General features: G+C 40.3%; 18 protein-coding genes. 2 read left to right on the top strand and 16 right to left on the bottom strand.

Going from position 1 to position 16,512, the window contains the following annotated elements; all coding sequences use genetic code 11:
* Nucleotide 1 precedes the first annotated feature (1 nt).
* From parE to E2626_RS03720, 5 genes are all read right to left on the bottom strand, one after another.
* On the bottom strand, nt 2-1,951 hold the full coding sequence (gene parE / locus E2626_RS03740; RefSeq protein WP_208528123.1) for a DNA topoisomerase IV subunit B: 1,950 nt from the start codon (nt 1,949-1,951) through the stop codon (nt 2-4).
* Between the two features lie 219 nt (nt 1,952-2,170).
* Nucleotides 2,171-2,590: a CoA-binding protein gene (locus tag E2626_RS03735; protein ID WP_134379814.1), complete on the bottom strand. Its 420-nt coding sequence runs from the start codon at nt 2,588-2,590 to the stop codon at nt 2,171-2,173.
* 4 nt (nt 2,591-2,594) lie between these two features.
* The gene (locus tag E2626_RS03730; protein WP_134379812.1) at nt 2,595-3,509 is read right to left on the bottom strand and encodes a glycine betaine ABC transporter substrate-binding protein; all 915 of its coding nucleotides are present in this window, start codon (nt 3,507-3,509) and stop codon (nt 2,595-2,597) included.
* 14 nt (nt 3,510-3,523) lie between these two features.
* Entirely contained in the window at nt 3,524-4,171 is a 648-nt protein-coding gene (locus E2626_RS03725; protein ID WP_134379810.1) for an ABC transporter permease, read from the bottom strand.
* Nucleotides 4,168-5,139, bottom strand: coding sequence for an ABC transporter ATP-binding protein (locus E2626_RS03720; RefSeq protein ID WP_134379808.1), 972 nt, complete (start codon nt 5,137-5,139; stop codon nt 4,168-4,170). Before E2626_RS03720 ends, E2626_RS03725 begins: the two co-directional genes overlap by 4 nt.
* A 189-nt stretch (nt 5,140-5,328) precedes the next feature.
* Here E2626_RS03720 and plsY point away from each other — a divergent pair, with 189 nt between their 5' ends.
* Entirely contained in the window at nt 5,329-5,913 is a 585-nt protein-coding gene (plsY, locus tag E2626_RS03715; RefSeq protein WP_134379806.1) for a glycerol-3-phosphate 1-O-acyltransferase PlsY, read from the top strand.
* 37 nt (nt 5,914-5,950) lie between these two features.
* Here the strand turns inward: plsY and E2626_RS03710 are convergent, their stop codons facing one another.
* Complete coding sequence (locus E2626_RS03710; RefSeq protein WP_134379804.1) at nt 5,951-6,199, bottom strand: hypothetical protein; 249 nt, start codon at nt 6,197-6,199, stop codon at nt 5,951-5,953.
* Nucleotides 6,200-6,299: 100 nt separating this feature from the next.
* On the opposite strand from E2626_RS03710, the gene E2626_RS03705 reads away from it, so the two are divergent.
* The gene (locus tag E2626_RS03705) at nt 6,300-6,593 is read left to right on the top strand and encodes a HesB/YadR/YfhF family protein (RefSeq protein ID WP_134379802.1); all 294 of its coding nucleotides are present in this window, start codon (nt 6,300-6,302) and stop codon (nt 6,591-6,593) included.
* 18 nt (nt 6,594-6,611) lie between these two features.
* On the opposite strand, the gene E2626_RS03700 is transcribed toward E2626_RS03705, so the two are convergent.
* The 10 genes from E2626_RS03700 to E2626_RS03655 form a co-directional block, all read right to left on the bottom strand.
* A complete protein-coding gene (locus E2626_RS03700) occupies nt 6,612-6,917 on the bottom strand; it encodes a hypothetical protein (RefSeq protein ID WP_134379800.1) in 306 nt (101 codons plus the stop codon).
* On the bottom strand, nt 6,917-7,360 hold the full coding sequence (locus E2626_RS03695; protein ID WP_134379798.1) for an acyl-CoA thioesterase: 444 nt from the start codon (nt 7,358-7,360) through the stop codon (nt 6,917-6,919). The genes E2626_RS03700 and E2626_RS03695 overlap by 1 nt, the downstream gene beginning before the upstream one ends.
* Nucleotides 7,361-7,461: 101 nt before the next feature.
* The gene (locus E2626_RS17535) at nt 7,462-7,596 is read right to left on the bottom strand and encodes an FbpB family small basic protein (RefSeq protein WP_134379796.1); all 135 of its coding nucleotides are present in this window, start codon (nt 7,594-7,596) and stop codon (nt 7,462-7,464) included.
* A gap of 133 nt (nt 7,597-7,729) precedes the next feature.
* On the bottom strand, nt 7,730-10,441 hold the full coding sequence (gene acnA / locus E2626_RS03685) for an aconitate hydratase AcnA (protein WP_134379794.1): 2,712 nt from the start codon (nt 10,439-10,441) through the stop codon (nt 7,730-7,732).
* A gap of 234 nt (nt 10,442-10,675) precedes the next feature.
* The gene (locus E2626_RS03680; protein WP_134379792.1) at nt 10,676-12,127 is read right to left on the bottom strand and encodes an amidase; all 1,452 of its coding nucleotides are present in this window, start codon (nt 12,125-12,127) and stop codon (nt 10,676-10,678) included.
* A gap of 12 nt (nt 12,128-12,139) precedes the next feature.
* Nucleotides 12,140-12,766: a thermonuclease family protein gene (locus E2626_RS03675; protein ID WP_134379790.1), complete on the bottom strand. Its 627-nt coding sequence runs from the start codon at nt 12,764-12,766 to the stop codon at nt 12,140-12,142.
* A 12-nt stretch (nt 12,767-12,778) separates the two neighbouring features.
* Nucleotides 12,779-13,417: a lytic transglycosylase domain-containing protein gene (locus E2626_RS03670; RefSeq protein WP_134379788.1), complete on the bottom strand. Its 639-nt coding sequence runs from the start codon at nt 13,415-13,417 to the stop codon at nt 12,779-12,781.
* A 98-nt stretch (nt 13,418-13,515) separates the two neighbouring features.
* Entirely contained in the window at nt 13,516-13,962 is a 447-nt protein-coding gene (locus tag E2626_RS03665; protein ID WP_166786725.1) for a MarR family winged helix-turn-helix transcriptional regulator, read from the bottom strand.
* A 327-nt stretch (nt 13,963-14,289) separates the two neighbouring features.
* Nucleotides 14,290-15,843, bottom strand: a complete 1,554-nt coding sequence (locus E2626_RS03660; protein ID WP_134379784.1) for a glycine betaine uptake BCCT transporter — start codon at nt 15,841-15,843, stop codon at nt 14,290-14,292.
* 218 nt (nt 15,844-16,061) lie between these two features.
* Nucleotides 16,062-16,511, bottom strand: coding sequence for a hypothetical protein (locus tag E2626_RS03655; RefSeq protein WP_134379782.1), 450 nt, complete (start codon nt 16,509-16,511; stop codon nt 16,062-16,064).
* Between the last annotated feature and the right edge of the window lies 1 nt (nt 16,512).

The following is a 16,512-nucleotide window of genomic DNA, read 5'->3' as shown; positions in this document are numbered from 1 at the left end:
CTTATTCCTCCTCTGATGTCATGATTTGTTCATTTTCAAGAATGTTCTCATTATCTTCCAGACCGAATGCAACGTTCGCTTCGATCCATTTTCTTCTTGGCTCTACCTTATCACCCATCAATGTTGTTACCCGTCTTTCTGCACGGGCGCCATCATCAATTCTTACTCTGATCAGCGTGCGCGTTTCAGGATCCATAGTCGTTTCCCAGAGCTGTGATGCGTTCATTTCCCCCAGACCTTTATATCGCTGAAGTATATAACCCTTACCGACTTTTTTTGTTACATTGCTTAATTCATCATCTGTCCAGGCGTATTCTATTACTTCTTTTTTACCAGTACCTTTACTCACTTTATAAAGTGGAGGAAGTGCGATATAAACTTTTCCTCCTTCAACAAGCGGCTTCATATAGCGATAGAAAAATGTAAGTAGCAGCACTTGTATATGAGCACCGTCCGTATCAGCATCTGTCATGATAACAATTTTATCGTACTGCACGTCATCCAAATTGAAATCAGGTCCAACACCGGCACCAATGGCATGAATAATTGTATTAATTTCTTCATTTTTAAAAATATCAGCCAGCTTCGCTTTTTCTGTATTGATTACTTTACCACGCAAAGGCAGCACCGCCTGGAATTTCCGGTCACGACCCTGCTTAGCAGAACCCCCGGCAGAATCACCCTCGACTAAATATAGTTCATTTTTCGCTGCATTTTTTGATTGTGCAGGAGTAAGCTTTCCCGACAGAATCGTATCCGATCTTTTTCTCTTCTTTCCGTTTCTTGCATCTTCGCGGGCTCTTCTGGCAGCTTCTCGTGCCTGCTGCGCTCTGACTGCTTTTTTAATCAGCATTGAGCTAATATCAGGATTTTCTTCAAGGAAGTAAAGAAGTTTACCTGCAACAACTGCATCTACTGCAGAGCGGGCCTCTGAAGTACCAAGCTTCCCTTTGGTCTGACCTTCAAATTGGAGAATTTGCTCAGGCACTCTAATTGAAATAATACTGGCAAATCCCTCTCTGATATCACTGCCTTCGAGATTTTTATCTTTTTCCTTCAGAAGGCTGACCTTCCTTGCGTATTCATTGAAAATTCTTGTGACAGCTGATTTGGCACCAGCTTCATGCGTTCCGCCATCTTTGGTCCTGACATTATTGACAAAAGATAAAATGGTCTCTGAAAACCCATCATTGAACTGAAATGCAAGTTCCACCTCAATTCCCCCGTGCTCACCTTCGAATGAAACTACAGGATGCAGCGTATCTTTTTCCTCGTTCAAATAAGAGACAAATGCCTGAATACCAGTTTCAAATTGAAAAAGTTCATTTTTATCTTCTCTCAGATCTGTAATTTCGATTGCAAACCCTTTTAATAAAAACGCGCTCTCTCTCAGCCTTTCGCTTAAAGTCTCATAATTAAAATGGGTCACACTGAAAATCGATGGATCAGGCTTAAAATGTATTAAAGTACCCGCTTCTTTCGTTGACCCCTTTTTTTCAAGCGTTGTTACCGGTTTGCCTCCATTTTCAAAACGCTGCTTAAAAACAGAGCCATCCCGGTAAATTGTAACGTCAAGCCATTCCGAAAGTGCATTTACTACTGAAGCACCAACGCCATGAAGACCTCCACTGGTTTTGTAGCCGCCCTGTCCAAACTTACCGCCTGCATGAAGTACTGTAAAAATTACTTCTGGAGTAGGTTTACCTGATCGGTGGATTCCCGTCGGCATGCCCCGCCCGTAATCCCGAACTGAAATACTGTCATCTTCATGTATTTTTACATCTATTCGTTCGCCGTACCCACCGAGGGCCTCATCGACTGAATTGTCCACTATTTCATATACCAGATGATGGAGACCGCGTGCGTCAGTTGAACCTATATACATTCCCGGTCTCTTCCGAACAGCTTCTAGACCCTCAAGTACCTGGATTGCATCATCGTTATATTCCATTGTTGATTTTTTAGACACTAAAATTCCCCTTCCAACTACACAAACAGGTGTTCGCTTTTATATATTATAGCATAAAATGCCGTACCCATCATATTCTATACTTATTTTATCAGGCATTTCAAATCCAATTGAACAAAATACCTGTGTCAACCCGTATTATTTTTTATTTTACAGAAATAATACGAAAAAAAGCACTGCATTTAAGCAGTGCTCATCAATTTAAGGCTGGGTAATACTATGTTCCACTTTAATACAGCGATCCATGATCACTTTTCGGCCCTGGTCTGTTAAATTCTTGTACACTTCCTCGTCTATTACATCAAGTTGTGTCCAGAATACCGGCGCATCCGTTTCAAGATAATCTTCAGCTAATTCTTTTAAAAACTCTGAACGTCTGAATACATTTACGATGTCAACACTTTCCGGTAAATCCTTTAAAGTTGGCACTGCTTTAACGCCAAGAGCCTCTTCAATCATCGGATTAACCGGGATGATTTCGTACCCTGCATCCTGCATTGCTTTCGATACACTGTAAGAAGTTCTTGCCGGATTATCACTTAAGCCGACTACGGCAATTTTTTTAGCATCCTGTAAAATTGACCTGATTTCATTACGGTCTGGATTTTCCAATTTATTCATCCCCTTATTCTTCAATTAAACCTTTGCTTGTCAGAAATTCTTCTGCAATCGTTCTGTAATCTTCACCGTCTATATCTGCTTTTGCATTCATTTCCTGCATCTCTTCTTCTGAAATTTGACCAGCCAATCCGCCCATTACCTCTTCAAGTTCAGGGTAATTGTCAAGAACTTCCTGTCTCACAAGCGGTACTGCATCATATTTCGGAAAGAAACCTTTATCATCTTCAGTTGTTTCAAGTTCAAACCTTTCAATACGTCCATCAGTTGTAAAAGCAGGAATCACATCCACTTCACCTGTTCTGACAGCATCATACATGATACTCGGATCAAAACTTTCAGCTGTAGTAAATTCAAAATCATAAGCTTCAACTAATGCATCATAACCATCTGCTTCCCGTTCATAGAATGAATGAGGAGCCCCAAATACAAGTTCACTGCTCATTTCAGCCAGTTCACTATACGTTGAGGCTTCAATGCCTTCACCACTTCTGTAAGCCATCGTATAACCATTTTCAAATCCAAGTGGCTCCAGCCAGGTTACTTCAAATTGTTCTTCATACCCTGATCTGACACGTTCTAAGACTGAATCACTTGATTCACCCTGTTCCGCTTTTTCATTCAAAACTGCTTCAAGGCCCGTTCCTGTATATTCTACGTACATATCGATGTCACCATTTTCCAGTGATGGTGTCAGAATGGCCACTTCTCCAAGTCCTTCTTCCAATTCAACTTCGTAATCAGAATTTGCTTCGATATAAAGCTCTAAAATATGAGGCAGAATGTATTGTTCAGTCCAGGGTTTACCTGCAACGATAATTGGATCATTACCTTCTCCTGATCCGCTTTCCCCGCCGCATGCTGCCAATATTCCGGACATAGCAATTATTGAAGCTCCTGCAATTTTTTTTGTATGTTTCATCAAATCACTCCTTATTATGATTTTAACCCTTTTGGTGTCGTTTTTTTCTCAAGCGTTTTTAGTATAAAATCGAATATCAATGCTAATAGCGCTACGGGTATCGCTCCTGCAAGTACTAGACTGTTGTTATATGATTGCAGCCCTCTCCAAATCACATCACCAAGTCCCCCGGCGCCTACAAATGTAGCGAGTGTCGCCACACCTACCGTCAATACTGTAGCTGTTCTGATACCTGCCATAAGAAAAGGTAGAGACAATGGCAATTCAATTTTAAATAAAATCTGACTGTCCGTCATGCCCATTCCTCGACCGGCTTCGATTACCGCCTGATCTACACCGGTGATACCTGTATATGTATTTCTTAAGATAGGCAGTAAAGCATAAATAATGAGTGCGATCAAAGCTGTTTCAAACCCAATGCCCATGATAGGGACTAAAAATCCGAATAAAGCTAAACTTGGTATGGTCTGAAAAACTGCAGTAACGCCAATATAAAACTCTGCAACCTTCTGATTTCTTGAGATGAATATTCCCAGAGGCAGACTAATCGCTATGGCAATAAAGATAGCAGTAAAAGATAAATAAAGGTGTTCAAGCGTAGCCTCGATGATCAAACCCTGGCGTGACATCACAGTATCTATAAATGTTTGAAAGAAGTTCATCGTGCTGCCTCCTCTTCATCAATTCCTGCAAGTGCTGTCAGCAGACGATCTTTCTTCAATACACCAATCACCTTTTCATTTTCTTTAACTGACGCCGATTCAACTTTCTGCTGAATAAAGTATCTCACTGCGTCCTTTATCGTCAACGAAGCATCTATCACATAAGCATCTTCTGGTCTAGTTACTGTTGAGTCGACAAATGCATGAATGCTTTGACTGGAATGATCATTGAGGTAGGTCTGAATTCTCTCTTCGCCTATGAAAGATCGGACAAATTCGTTAGCCGGATTTCTTAATAATTCCTGCGGAGCTGCAATTTGCTGTATAACGCCATCTTTCATGACAACAATTTCATCTGCGATTTTCAGTGCTTCATCCATATCATGAGTCACAAACACGATCGTTTTTTTGATCGTCGTCTGTAACTGCTTCAACTCATCCTGCAGCTGCTCGCGGCTGATAGGGTCCAGGGCGCTGAATGGCTCGTCCATCAGGATAATTGGCGGTTCATCAGCAAGGGCCCTCACAACACCCACACGCTGCTGTTGACCACCACTCAATTCCAGAGGGTATCTTTTCTTATAGATTTCCGGTTCAAGACCTACAAGATTCAACAGCTCATCAACCCGGTTTTCATATTCAGCTTTCTTTTTCCCTTTTAATTTTGGAATCAGACCCACGTTTTCTTCAATCGTCATATGCGGGAAAAGTCCTATTCTCTGTATGACATAGCCAATATTTCTTCTCAATTCGACTTCCTTAACAGCACTTGTATCTCTGCCATCAATCTCTATTGTGCCGGAAGTAATACTGATCAGCCTGTTGATCATTTTCATCGTCGTAGTCTTTCCACATCCGCTTGGTCCGATCAGTGCTACAAGCTGACCTTCTTTAATATGTAAATTCATGTCTTTGATCGCTTCCGTACCGTCATCGAACGTTTTGGAAACATTTTTAAAAACGATCATAGATGCACCCCTTTCCTTTCTCTATATCTATAAATTAATTCCCCTAGTACAAACTTCATAAACTTTTTTTTAGCAGTTACGACAGTTTACAATTAAATTAAACGGATAATGAATAAAAGTTTATTTTTCATTGGTCTATTCATGATAATATAAAGATAATCATTTTACATATCCTAAGGAGACTCTATTATGGAAATTGCGATTATACTGATTGTTGCTTATATTCTCGGATCAATCCCTTCAGGCTTATGGGTTGGAAAATTATTTTATAAAAAAGATATTCGGGATTATGGCAGCGGTAATCTTGGCGCCACGAATACATTCAGAACATTAGGAAAAAAAGCAGGAATTGTCGTCACGCTGCTGGATATCTTAAAAGGTACTGCTGCTACTATTATCCCACTGTTAACCGGTCTGCCTGATATCATGCTCATTGCTGGAGTAATCGCTGTGATTGGTCATATATTCCCGGTATTTGCCGGCTTCAGAGGAGGCAAAGCTGTTGCTACTTCTTCTGGAGTTGTGCTGGGTTATGCACCTCTTCTATTTGTGTTAGTTGTGCTTGTTTTCTTGATCACACTGAAGCTATCTAAGTATGTTTCACTCTCTTCAATGGCCGCTGCACTATTCGGCATACTATATTGCATCATTTTCACAGATGATCTATTTTTGACAATTATAGTTGGCGTAATGGCAGCATTTATTGTCATTCGTCACAAAAGTAATATCTCCCGCATCAGAGATAAAACAGAACCAAAAATCACATGGATGTAAAAAACCTGTGCTGTCACCATTGGACAGCACAGGTTTTTTAATGTCCAAAAAGATGTGGGGAAACAAATATCATTACAATAGCTGCAGCTGATAGGACACCTGTACTCATCAGCCATATTTTTTTGTTTCTACGATGCATCAGGACGAGTCCGCTGTAAAGAACTGCCCCAACAAATATTGAAATGAGTGCTTCGACACGGTCAGAAGGCTCTAATTGTATAAATACCTGCACTGCAAGACCGCCAAAAATAAACGCACCAATCCACCAAAATAGTTTTTTCTCCAAGATTAACACCCTTTCTTTGTCATGATATGCTTCTTATTCTATAATAAAAGTTAATCTAATATCTGTTAGTTAGTAACAGATTCGAAAGGAGTTTCTTCAATTGAACATCACATTATCAAATGAAGCGCTTGAATGGTTTAAAAATGAAATGCTAATTGAAAAAGGCTCCCATGTTCGGTTTTTCGCTAAATACGGTGGTTCCAGTGCGGTGCAGGAGGGTTTTTCTCTCGGTGTCGCAAAGGACGAACCCGTTGAACCTGCAGCCGAAACAGAAAAATCAGGCATATACTTTTTTGTAGAAGAAAGCGATGTCTGGTATTTTGATGGTCATGACCTGCATGTAGCGTATGATAAAAAGCTGGAAGGTCCGGAATACGAGTATAAAAAATCCTAAACCGCAGAAATGCGGTTTTTACTTTAAATTAAATCTGTCTATCTGGTCTTCCATTCCTTCTGCCTTCAGGATTTCCAGCTGAATATCTCCAATCAGGTCATAGTGTGAGTAACCATCTTCTCGGACATGAATCCACTCTTTCTTTAAACCGTACTTCTTCCCCCATTTATATAATTGATTTAAATTGGAAGCCCCTGCTTTCGTTACTGTCTTCATATTATCAAACCGGTCATCTATCCAGTAGTGCGTTAAGAAAGCGACTTTTCCTGCTTCAATTTCTTTTTTCCACTTTACCAATTCATGTCTCTTTATTCCAAAAGCCATTAAGATCTGCTCTTCTGCATTTCGGGTACTTTTTTATGTGCTTCACACGCTTCATGCCACTCCGGAAAAAACTTTCTTATTAAAACCGGTCTGAAATTGTCACGTTTCACACACACATGCTTTGTTAAAGCGGTTGCTGCTATTTTTCCATTTTCAAGGAGGATTTCATAACCATAGTGTGTTCTTAAACCGTCATAATGTTCCATCCATGTATGTATTGTAACGGTATCTCCATACTTTACAGGACTTTTATAGGAAATATTCACATCCATCACAGGAGCAAGAATACCTTCATTCTCCATATCAGAATACTTAAACCCCATTTTTTCAATTAAAGAGGTTCTTCCGATTTCCATCCATACTAAATAATTGGCGTGATAGACTACACCCATTTGATCGGTTTCAGCATAGCGAACTTCTATTTCTTTTTTTGCAGTTAACATTCATTAACCTCATTTCATTAGGATGTAGCATTATTATAACTCAAAAAAATGAGAAGAAAAAATAAAAGCACCCTATCCCGGATGGACAGAATGCGATCTGATTAGTTTTTCTCGTTCCAAGAAGTCCATCTTTTTTCTAAACGTTCCTCAATCCGATCCATTTTTACTGGATCTCTTTGTATGTCAGATCGATTTTCTGCCATCAACTCCTGAAAGGTCTTACCTTTAACCCTCACGTCGCAGTCACCTCCTAATATCAGTATGTCACAAAATATAACAGCTTAAACTATAATTATTTGAATATTTAATTACTTAAAAATTTTTGATATAAAAAATCCGACAGTCGGATAACTGTCGGATCATAAAAAATTAAACTGTCAGTTTGTCACGAAGTACCATTCTCAGGATACCACCGTGACGGTAGTAATCTACTTCTACATCTGAATCAAAACGTGCAAGCACTTCAAATTCAGTTACTTTTCCGTCTTCACCAGTTGCAGTCACAGTCAGAATATCACGAGGTTTAACATCATCCGTGATATTTACTGCAATTGATTCCGTGCCTGTTAAGCCTAATGTTTCAGCACTTTCGCCCTTCTTAAATTGAAGCGGCAGAACGCCCATAAACACAAGATTTGAACGGTGAATTCGCTCATAGCTTTCTGCAATAACAGTTTTAATACCAAGAAGGTTAGTACCTTTGGCAGCCCAGTCACGTGATGAGCCCATACCGTAATCTTTACCGGCAATCACAACAAGTCCTGTATTGTCTTTCTGATACTTCATACACGCATCATAGATCGCCATCACTTCACCTGTAGGCCAGTAAGTTGTATAACCGCCCTCTGTACCAGGTGCAATCTGATTACGGATACGGATGTTAGCAAACGTACCGCGCATCATTACTTCATGGTTACCTCGACGTGATCCATATGAGTTAAAGTCACGGATTTCAACGCCATTTTCACGCAGGTATTTACCTGCAGGTGTATCCTTACCAATTGCTCCGGCTGGTGAAATGTGATCTGTCGTTACAGAGTCTCCAAATTTACCAACAATGCGCATTCCACTAAGTGTTTCAATTGCAGAAGGATGTTCAGTAAGTCCTTCAAAGAATGGAGGATTCTGAATATAAGTCGAATCATCAGAAAATGCATAGAGTGCATCATCATTCGTCTCAATTTCGTTCCATCTCTCATTATTATCAAATACACGCTCATACTCTTCACGGAAGAGCTCAGGTGTTACAGTTGATTTAACAATCGCATTCACTTCTTCAGTAGTTGGCCAAATATCTTTCAGGAAGATATCCTGACCGTCTTTCCCTTTACCGATTGGATCCTTTTGAAGATCGATATCAACTGTACCAGCCAGGGCATAAGCTACAACCAGTGGTGGAGAAGCAAGATAGTTAGCACGTACTAACGGGTGGATACGGCCTTCAAAGTTACGATTCCCGGAAAGAACAGATGACACTAGTAAATCACTTTCTGAAATTGTTTTTTCTATTTCAGGAAGAAGCGGTCCGGAGTTACCGATACAAGTTGTGCAACCATAACCAACAAGATCGAATCCTAGATTTGCAAGCGGATCAAGCAAGTCAGCATCTCGAAGGTAACCGGACACTACTTTAGAACCTGGTGCGAGTGAAGTTTTCACATACTTCGGTACTTCCATGCCAAGATCAACTGCTTTTTTAGCTACAAGTCCGGCACCGAGCATTACGTATGGATTAGATGTATTTGTACAGCTAGTGATTGCTGCAATTCCAATCGCACCTGTTTTCATTGGTACTACGTCTCCATTGTTAAATTCAACAACGGCTTCTTTATTAATTTCTTCTTTTTCAAGACCAAAGCCCTGAACACCTTCTTTAGCAGTCAGTGCTTTATGGAATTCCTTTTTCATATCAGAAAGAGGGATCAAATCCTGTGGACGCTTAGGACCTGACAGGTTAGGTTCCACTTTTGAAAGGTCAATCTCAACGATATCAGTATAAGTCGGATCTTCTTTGTCAGTAGTAAAGAACATATCATTATGCTGTAAGTATTCTTTTACAACAGCAATATCACTGTCTTCACGTCCAGTCAGACGCATGTAGTTAAGAGATTCTTCATCAACCGGGAAGAAACCACATGTAGCGCCGTATTCAGGTGCCATGTTGGCAATCGTTGCACGGTCAGCAAGTGGCAGATTTGCAACACCTTCTCCGAAGAATTCAACAAATTTTCCAACTACACCTTTTTGACGAAGTACCTGCGTTACTTTCAGTGCAAGGTCAGTCGCAGTTGCTCCCTGTGGAAGCTGCTTAGTAAGGCGCACACCGATTACTTCCGGGATCGGGAAATATGATGGCTGCCCCAGCATGCCTGCTTCTGCTTCAATACCGCCGACACCCCATCCTAATACACCGATTCCGTTAATCATCGTTGTATGTGAGTCAGTTCCGACAAGTGTATCCGGGAATGCAATTGTTTCGCCTTCCGCGTTTTCATTTGCATGGACAACATTTGCAAGGTACTCAAGGTTTACCTGGTGTACAATACCTGTTGCAGGCGGAACAGCACGATAGTTGTCAAAAGCCTTCTGTGCCCATGAAAGGAACTGGTAACGCTCAGCATTGCGTTCAAATTCAAGATCCATGTTAACCTGGAGCGAATCCGGAGTACCGTATTTATCAACTTGTACTGAGTGGTCAATTACAAGATCAACCGGAATTTCAGGGTTAATTTTATCTGGAGAACCACCCATTTTTGACATTGCATCGCGCAGTGACGCAAGGTCAACTACTGCAGGTACTCCTGTAAAGTCCTGAAGAATAACGCGTGATGGTTTGAAAGGAACTTCAGAATCCTTCACTTCTTCAGAACCCCAGTTAGCAAGGTTTTTAATATGGTCTTCTTTAATAATACGACCATCATATTGACGTAAAACAGACTCAAGCAAAACGCGGATTGAGTATGGAAGTTTGGAAATGTTCGTAAGACCCTTTTCTTCAAGCGCCTTTAACTCATAATAATGATAGCGTTTACCTTCAAGCTCGAAAGATTTTTTCGATTGAAAAATATCTTGATTAGCCAACTTATTTCCCCCTCTAAATTTTAGTAAAGCGACGTTATGTAACTTTTTTCGCACAATTTAATCTTAATACAACTGACTTCATAAGTAAATATCAATAAAGTTATGTTATTTGATAAGTTTAACTTATCAAATAACATAAATACGATTCATTCTGGTTAAAACACGTGAATTCTAGCACCTTTTTTCATAGCTTTAATAATCCTTCAATATGATAAGTGCTTTATCAGCATAATATTAATGTTGCCGATTCATCAGTACATGGCTGATATCAAGCAGCCAATGTTCATTTCCTTTTGGAGCAATCAATTGTATACCGATCGGCAAACCATTTTCCGCAATGTGCAATGGCAGGCTAATTGCAGGCTGCCCCGTTAAATTGGCAAGCTGAGTGTAAGGCGTCAGTGTTAAACTTGGCTCAAACATTTGGTAGATTAAATCCTGCTGGTCCTTTTGTGAGATTGAACCGATATTTTCAAGTGCACTCTTCATCTTCCCATTGTATCTCAGTTGACCAATTTCAGGCGCAGTGTGGGCAGCTGAAGGGGTTAAATACAAATCATATTTCTCATGAAATTCATGCATTGCTGCTGATGCACCATCCCACGCAGCCAGACTTCGGCTAAATTCTCCTGCTGAACATTTTAAACCCGCCTGATAGAGTGCCCATGTTTCAATTTCCATATCTTCAAAAGTTAACTTTCTGCCCAGAGATACTTCTAAATTATAAATAAGGGACGCCATCTCACCCGAGTTCATCAAATAGTATTGTTTGATCAGCTCTGTTCCGTTAATTTCAGGCGTCGCTTCTACACATGTATAGCCCATACCTTCTAACTTGATAACTGTATTCATTACAGCTTGTACTGCTTCTCTGCTGACGGGCGTACCTACCGGAGAAACAGTTGAATATGCTATTTTAAATCGTTGATGTTTGTTCATTGCATCCAGATATCCATCACGATACAGAGGCGTATGGAATGCGGCTTCCTTCTGATAAATTTGCATACTTTCCAGCAGCTGAGCAGTATCTCTTAAAGATTTTGTAAGAAAAAAATCGATTGCAGCACCCTGCCACTGCCTTCCTGAACCGGGACCAACCGAAATCCTTCCACGCGTAGGCTTTAAACCAATTAATCCTGAGAATGAAGCAGGTATCCGTATGGACCCTCCACCGTCACTTGCACCCGCTACAGGTACCATGCCGCTTGCAACGGCAGCTGCTGCACCTCCACTTGACCCTCCAGGTGAATGGTTTGGGTTTATCGGGTTCCTCGATGGACCGTGCAACACGGGCTCAGTAATATTTTTCAAACCGAATTCCGGTGCATTAGTATGCCCTAAAATAATAAAACCTGCTTTTTTTAATCTGTCTACGAAATAGCTGTTTCTGGATGCATATGTATTTGCTAAAATTCTGGAACCTGCAGTTGCTGGGGAACCTTCAACATTTTGTGACATATCTTTTAATAAGACAGGCACACCTCCGAATGGAGCGGACAGGTCAGCCTCTTCAGCTTCAGCCAGTGCTTTTTCAGATCGCAAATGAGTAACTGCATTTAAATGAGAGTTATTCACTTCTATCATACTAATGGCAGCTTCAACAGCTTCCCGCGAAGTAATTTGTTTCGATTTGATCATTTCTGCAAGTGCTGTTGCATCCTTTGTTAAATATTCTTCAGGCTTCAAACGATCATCCTCCTATTTAGGCGCTCTGAATCCAGCGTTTTCTGCTTCTTCAACTGAACAGAACCACTCCTCTGGAATCGTTTGTTCATAATATGATGATGTTTCCGTGTGATAGATCTTATCACCGCGCGAATTAACATTGCCTTTAATTGTACATGACTCATCTGTTTGATCTGTTTTATAATTTTCAAGTGACCAAATTCCCAGTTCTTCTCTCTGAGCCTCACCTTCCGTTGCTTTGAACTCATCTACATATCTCGTGTTTGGCGGATAGACAGAAACCCTCGCAAGGCCTGCTGCGAGTATCTTTTCGTTAAACATTTCTTCATTATGCCATACATACGCTAACAGCCTGCCGTAACGGTCTCTTTCAGAAACATCAAGCTCCAATTCTACAAATTCTCCTTCAAGCTGAGATGTAAATTCGGAGGCTTCTGGTCCATATGGCTCTACACCAACTGTTGGATGTTTCGTTTCAGGCGTATCTATTAATAACAACCTAATACGCTCATCTGAACCATCGCCAAGCTTCACATCCAGCGTATCGCCATCTACTACATAAGTAACTTCTCCGGACAATTCATTCTCACTGCAGCCACCGAGCAACAATAGAAAGAATATAATCGTAAATCTCTTCATTCGACCTCCGTTTTACGGGTGTTTTTCTTGATAGTTTTCATAAAATCCGAGCACTTCCTCTACATATTGATCACTTCGATTATATAAAAAAATTGCTTTTTCCAATTCACCTTCAGAAGCTCCGTTTTGTGACAGATAGTTCGCTGCACTGAATACGGCATCCTCCAGATCATAAGGATCGGCTACGCCATCTTCATTTGCATCAACACCATATCCCCCATACTTCTCAATCGCTGAAGGGTCTGTTAATTCTTCAGTAGGAATATCACCTTCGCCCAGCCCGCTGCAGCTTGGATGAGACCACCCGATAAATGTACATGGCATAAACTGCATATGACCTTCTGCCCCAACAGGAGAAACCAACGTGTCCATAGTTGAAAATCTAGTTTCGACTCTGTGATGAGCTGCAAGAAGACGCCAGTCAACATCATACTCATCAGAAGCTTTCTTATAAACTGCTATATTTTCTTCAGGAATCTGCAGTTCAACTGGTGCACCGTTTTGCTCCAGTACGTCAAGTGTTTTGCCCCGGTACTCGTCATCACTTAATAAAACATATGCAGTTGAGAATATCACTACTAAAAAAAATGAAAACAGAGTTAATAGCAACCTATTACGTTTGATTTTGTTTTTACGCTTATTTTTAGCCAAACTGCCAACCTCTTCCTTTATCTTCTTACACTCTTATATTGTAACGGTTTGGGTTAATGATGAACAGAATTTACCGTCTGGAAAGCCAGGATCCACCTTTAGCCTTTTGTTTGTTTATCTCTAATGACACGATTCAATTTTTTTATAGATTCCGTTATCATTTCGATTTCCTCTAAGGATAAGTGAACATAATAATCATTTCTCATCTTTTCATTAAAATCTTTAATTCTCCTCGCAAACATACGGCCTTTTGGCCCCAGATAAATGAGTGTCTCCCTTTTATTATCAGGATTTTTCTCCCTCTCCAGAAAGCGATCCTGTTCGAGTCTTGCAATTGCCTGACTGACTGCACTTTTTGACACTTGGAATTCATCAACCAGCTCTTTTGCAGTCAAAGGTGCGTGTGCCACACAAAACATTAGATAACTCTCCTGCTGAGGAGTTAAATTAAACTGGCTGAGTGTAGCCAGATCATCTGTTAACAATCTGCTCATTTCATCAAACGTGTCATGCAGTTCCTTCACGTATGTATCAAGAGTTTTCATCATATATCTCCTTATTTCGCAAATAGTTAAGTTCAGTTAACTATACTATATAGACATTTTTCATCTAATTCAATCATAGTCCTCTTTTTATTGCACTCACTAATGATATATTCACTACATGTCGTACATTAAAAAATAACGCACTGTAATTTCAGCTTAAGGCGGATTCTCTGCGAAGCTCTAAGACCCACCAGCCTATCTATACCTGTCTTAATTGTCCCTTAATACCAGGTGACTTGCACCCTTTCGATCCAATCATCATCCGTGCAAAGATCACATAGCAAAAAAATCCTCTGTGCCCGGAAGAACACAGAGGATTTTTCAATTTTACTTTTCTTCGTTTGTAGATTTAGATTGCTTTTCTTTCGATTTCATTTTATTAGGTTTGAGCATTAACCCAAGCTCTTTCCGCTCTTCATTCAATGCTTTATAAGTTGAAATCATCATTAATATCATGATAAAGGAGAACGGAAATGCTGCTACAATTAACGCATTCTGAAGTGCTTGCAGACCATCTGCTGATAACAGGATAACTGCTACAGCTGACTGGGCAAGTCCCCATGTTAACTTAACCGTATTAGGTGGTGTCAGTGAACCATAGGTTGTTTGCATACCTAATACAAACGTAGCTGAATCAGCAGAAGTAATAAAGAAAGTACTGATCAGCAGAATTGCGATCACTGATAGGATAATGCCTAATTGATATTCATTAAACACGGCAAACAATACTTCTTCGGTCAGTAATCCTGTTAAGTCAACATTTCCCTGCTGCTGAACGTTAATCGCACTAGAACCGAATACAGCGAACCAGAAAAAGCTGACAAGTGAAGGTAAGACAAGTACACCAGCCATAAATTCTCTGATTGTTCTTCCTCGTGATACACGAGCAATGAAAATACCTACGAATGGTGACCATGAAATCCACCATGCCCAGTAGAAAATTGTCCAGGCATTAATCCAGTCACGATTGCCTGCGTCAAGAGGCGCGATTCTGAAGCTCATTTCCAAGATATTTTGCGCATAAGCTCCAAGGGAGTTTGTAAATAGATTTAGTATTAACATAGTAGGACCAATTACCAGCATAACTACCATCAGCAGAACTGCCAGTACCATATTTGTATTCGACAAATATCTGATCCCCTTACTAATGCCTGTCCATGCTGAAATCATAAATAGCACTGTGACGATCGCTATGATGATTAACTGCCATGTAAAACTAATTTCAATGCCAGTCAGATAGGCTAATCCGCCATTAATCTGAATTGCCCCAAATCCAAGTGTTGTTGCTACTCCGACAACAGTGGCAAAAACAGCGAGCACATCTACTACTGTGCCCCAGCCCCCGCGCATTCTATCTCCGAATAAAGGAATCAGCGTGGCAGATACCAACCCTGGTTCTCCTTTTCGGAATTTAAAGTAAGCTAACGCTAAGGCTACTACTGCATAGATTGCCCATGCATGGAGTCCCCAGTGAAAGAATGTATATTGCATTGAGTCTTTTAAAGCTTGATCACTGCCTGCTTCAGCAAGCGGTGGATTGCTGGCGAAATGCAGCATTGGTTCTGCTGCCCCCCAAAAAACTAATCCAATACCCATTCCGGCACTGAACAACATGGCAAACCACGTACCAGTTGAATACTCCGGACGCTCATCAGGCTTACCAAGTCTGATTTGACCGATTGGTGTTAATGCAAGAGCGATACAAAATATGACCATGATGGTCACGAGAATTAAGTAATACCAACCAAACGTTGATGAAATAAATGACTGCATATTGGCAGTTGCTTCTTGAAAACTAGTAGGTGCAGCAATGGCATAAATAACAGCTGCCAGTACTATCGCTAAAGTAATCCAAAAGACATTTGATACTCTCTTTTTCATAATACTCTCCTTCCTTAATATAGTTTTACATCCCTGCGTGATCTAGATAAAATGAGGGAAATAGATAGCTGGTTACTAGGGACTACACATATATACCCTTAACCAGAATTTAAAAACACGTTCATCATCGTATCATACCGGCATAGAGCCTTACAAGGGATAAATATTCCACAAATTATAAAAACGCCAAGATAAATGGCGTTTTTAGGAAAAAATATCTAGTTATTGCTTTCAAATATTATGGTTGGTTCTTCTGGCAAAGATGGCTGTTCCGGGTTTAGATCTACAGATGAATCAGGTAGATCAGATTGATTTCCGATCTCCTGTCCACTCTCTTGCACAGTATCATCCGACGTTTTTTCGGTCACTCCAGATCCTGTACTTTGTTCTTCATCCATTTCAGATGAAGGAGAGTTTATTTTAGTAGTTTCTTCAGTAATTTCCTGATCTTCCACATACTCTTCCGCTACTGTATTTTCTTTTTCCGAAACATTTGTGTCCTGACTTTCCTCAGGCTGTTTTTCATCTACTTCGTCTTGCTGATCTACTATTTGTTCATCATTCGACTCTTCTTCATCAACAGAAATCAACAGAAATGTGATCATCATCACACTGGTCATCAAAACTGTCGACATCACACTGAGCAATATCCATTGCCTTCGGTTCATG

The organism is Jeotgalibacillus salarius (genome assembly GCF_004405125.1).
Taxonomy (GTDB): Bacteria; Bacillota; Bacilli; order Bacillales; family Jeotgalibacillaceae; genus Jeotgalibacillus; species Jeotgalibacillus salarius.
Note: the sequence above shows the minus strand (reverse complement) of the source record. Positions and strands in the feature narration are given on the sequence as shown.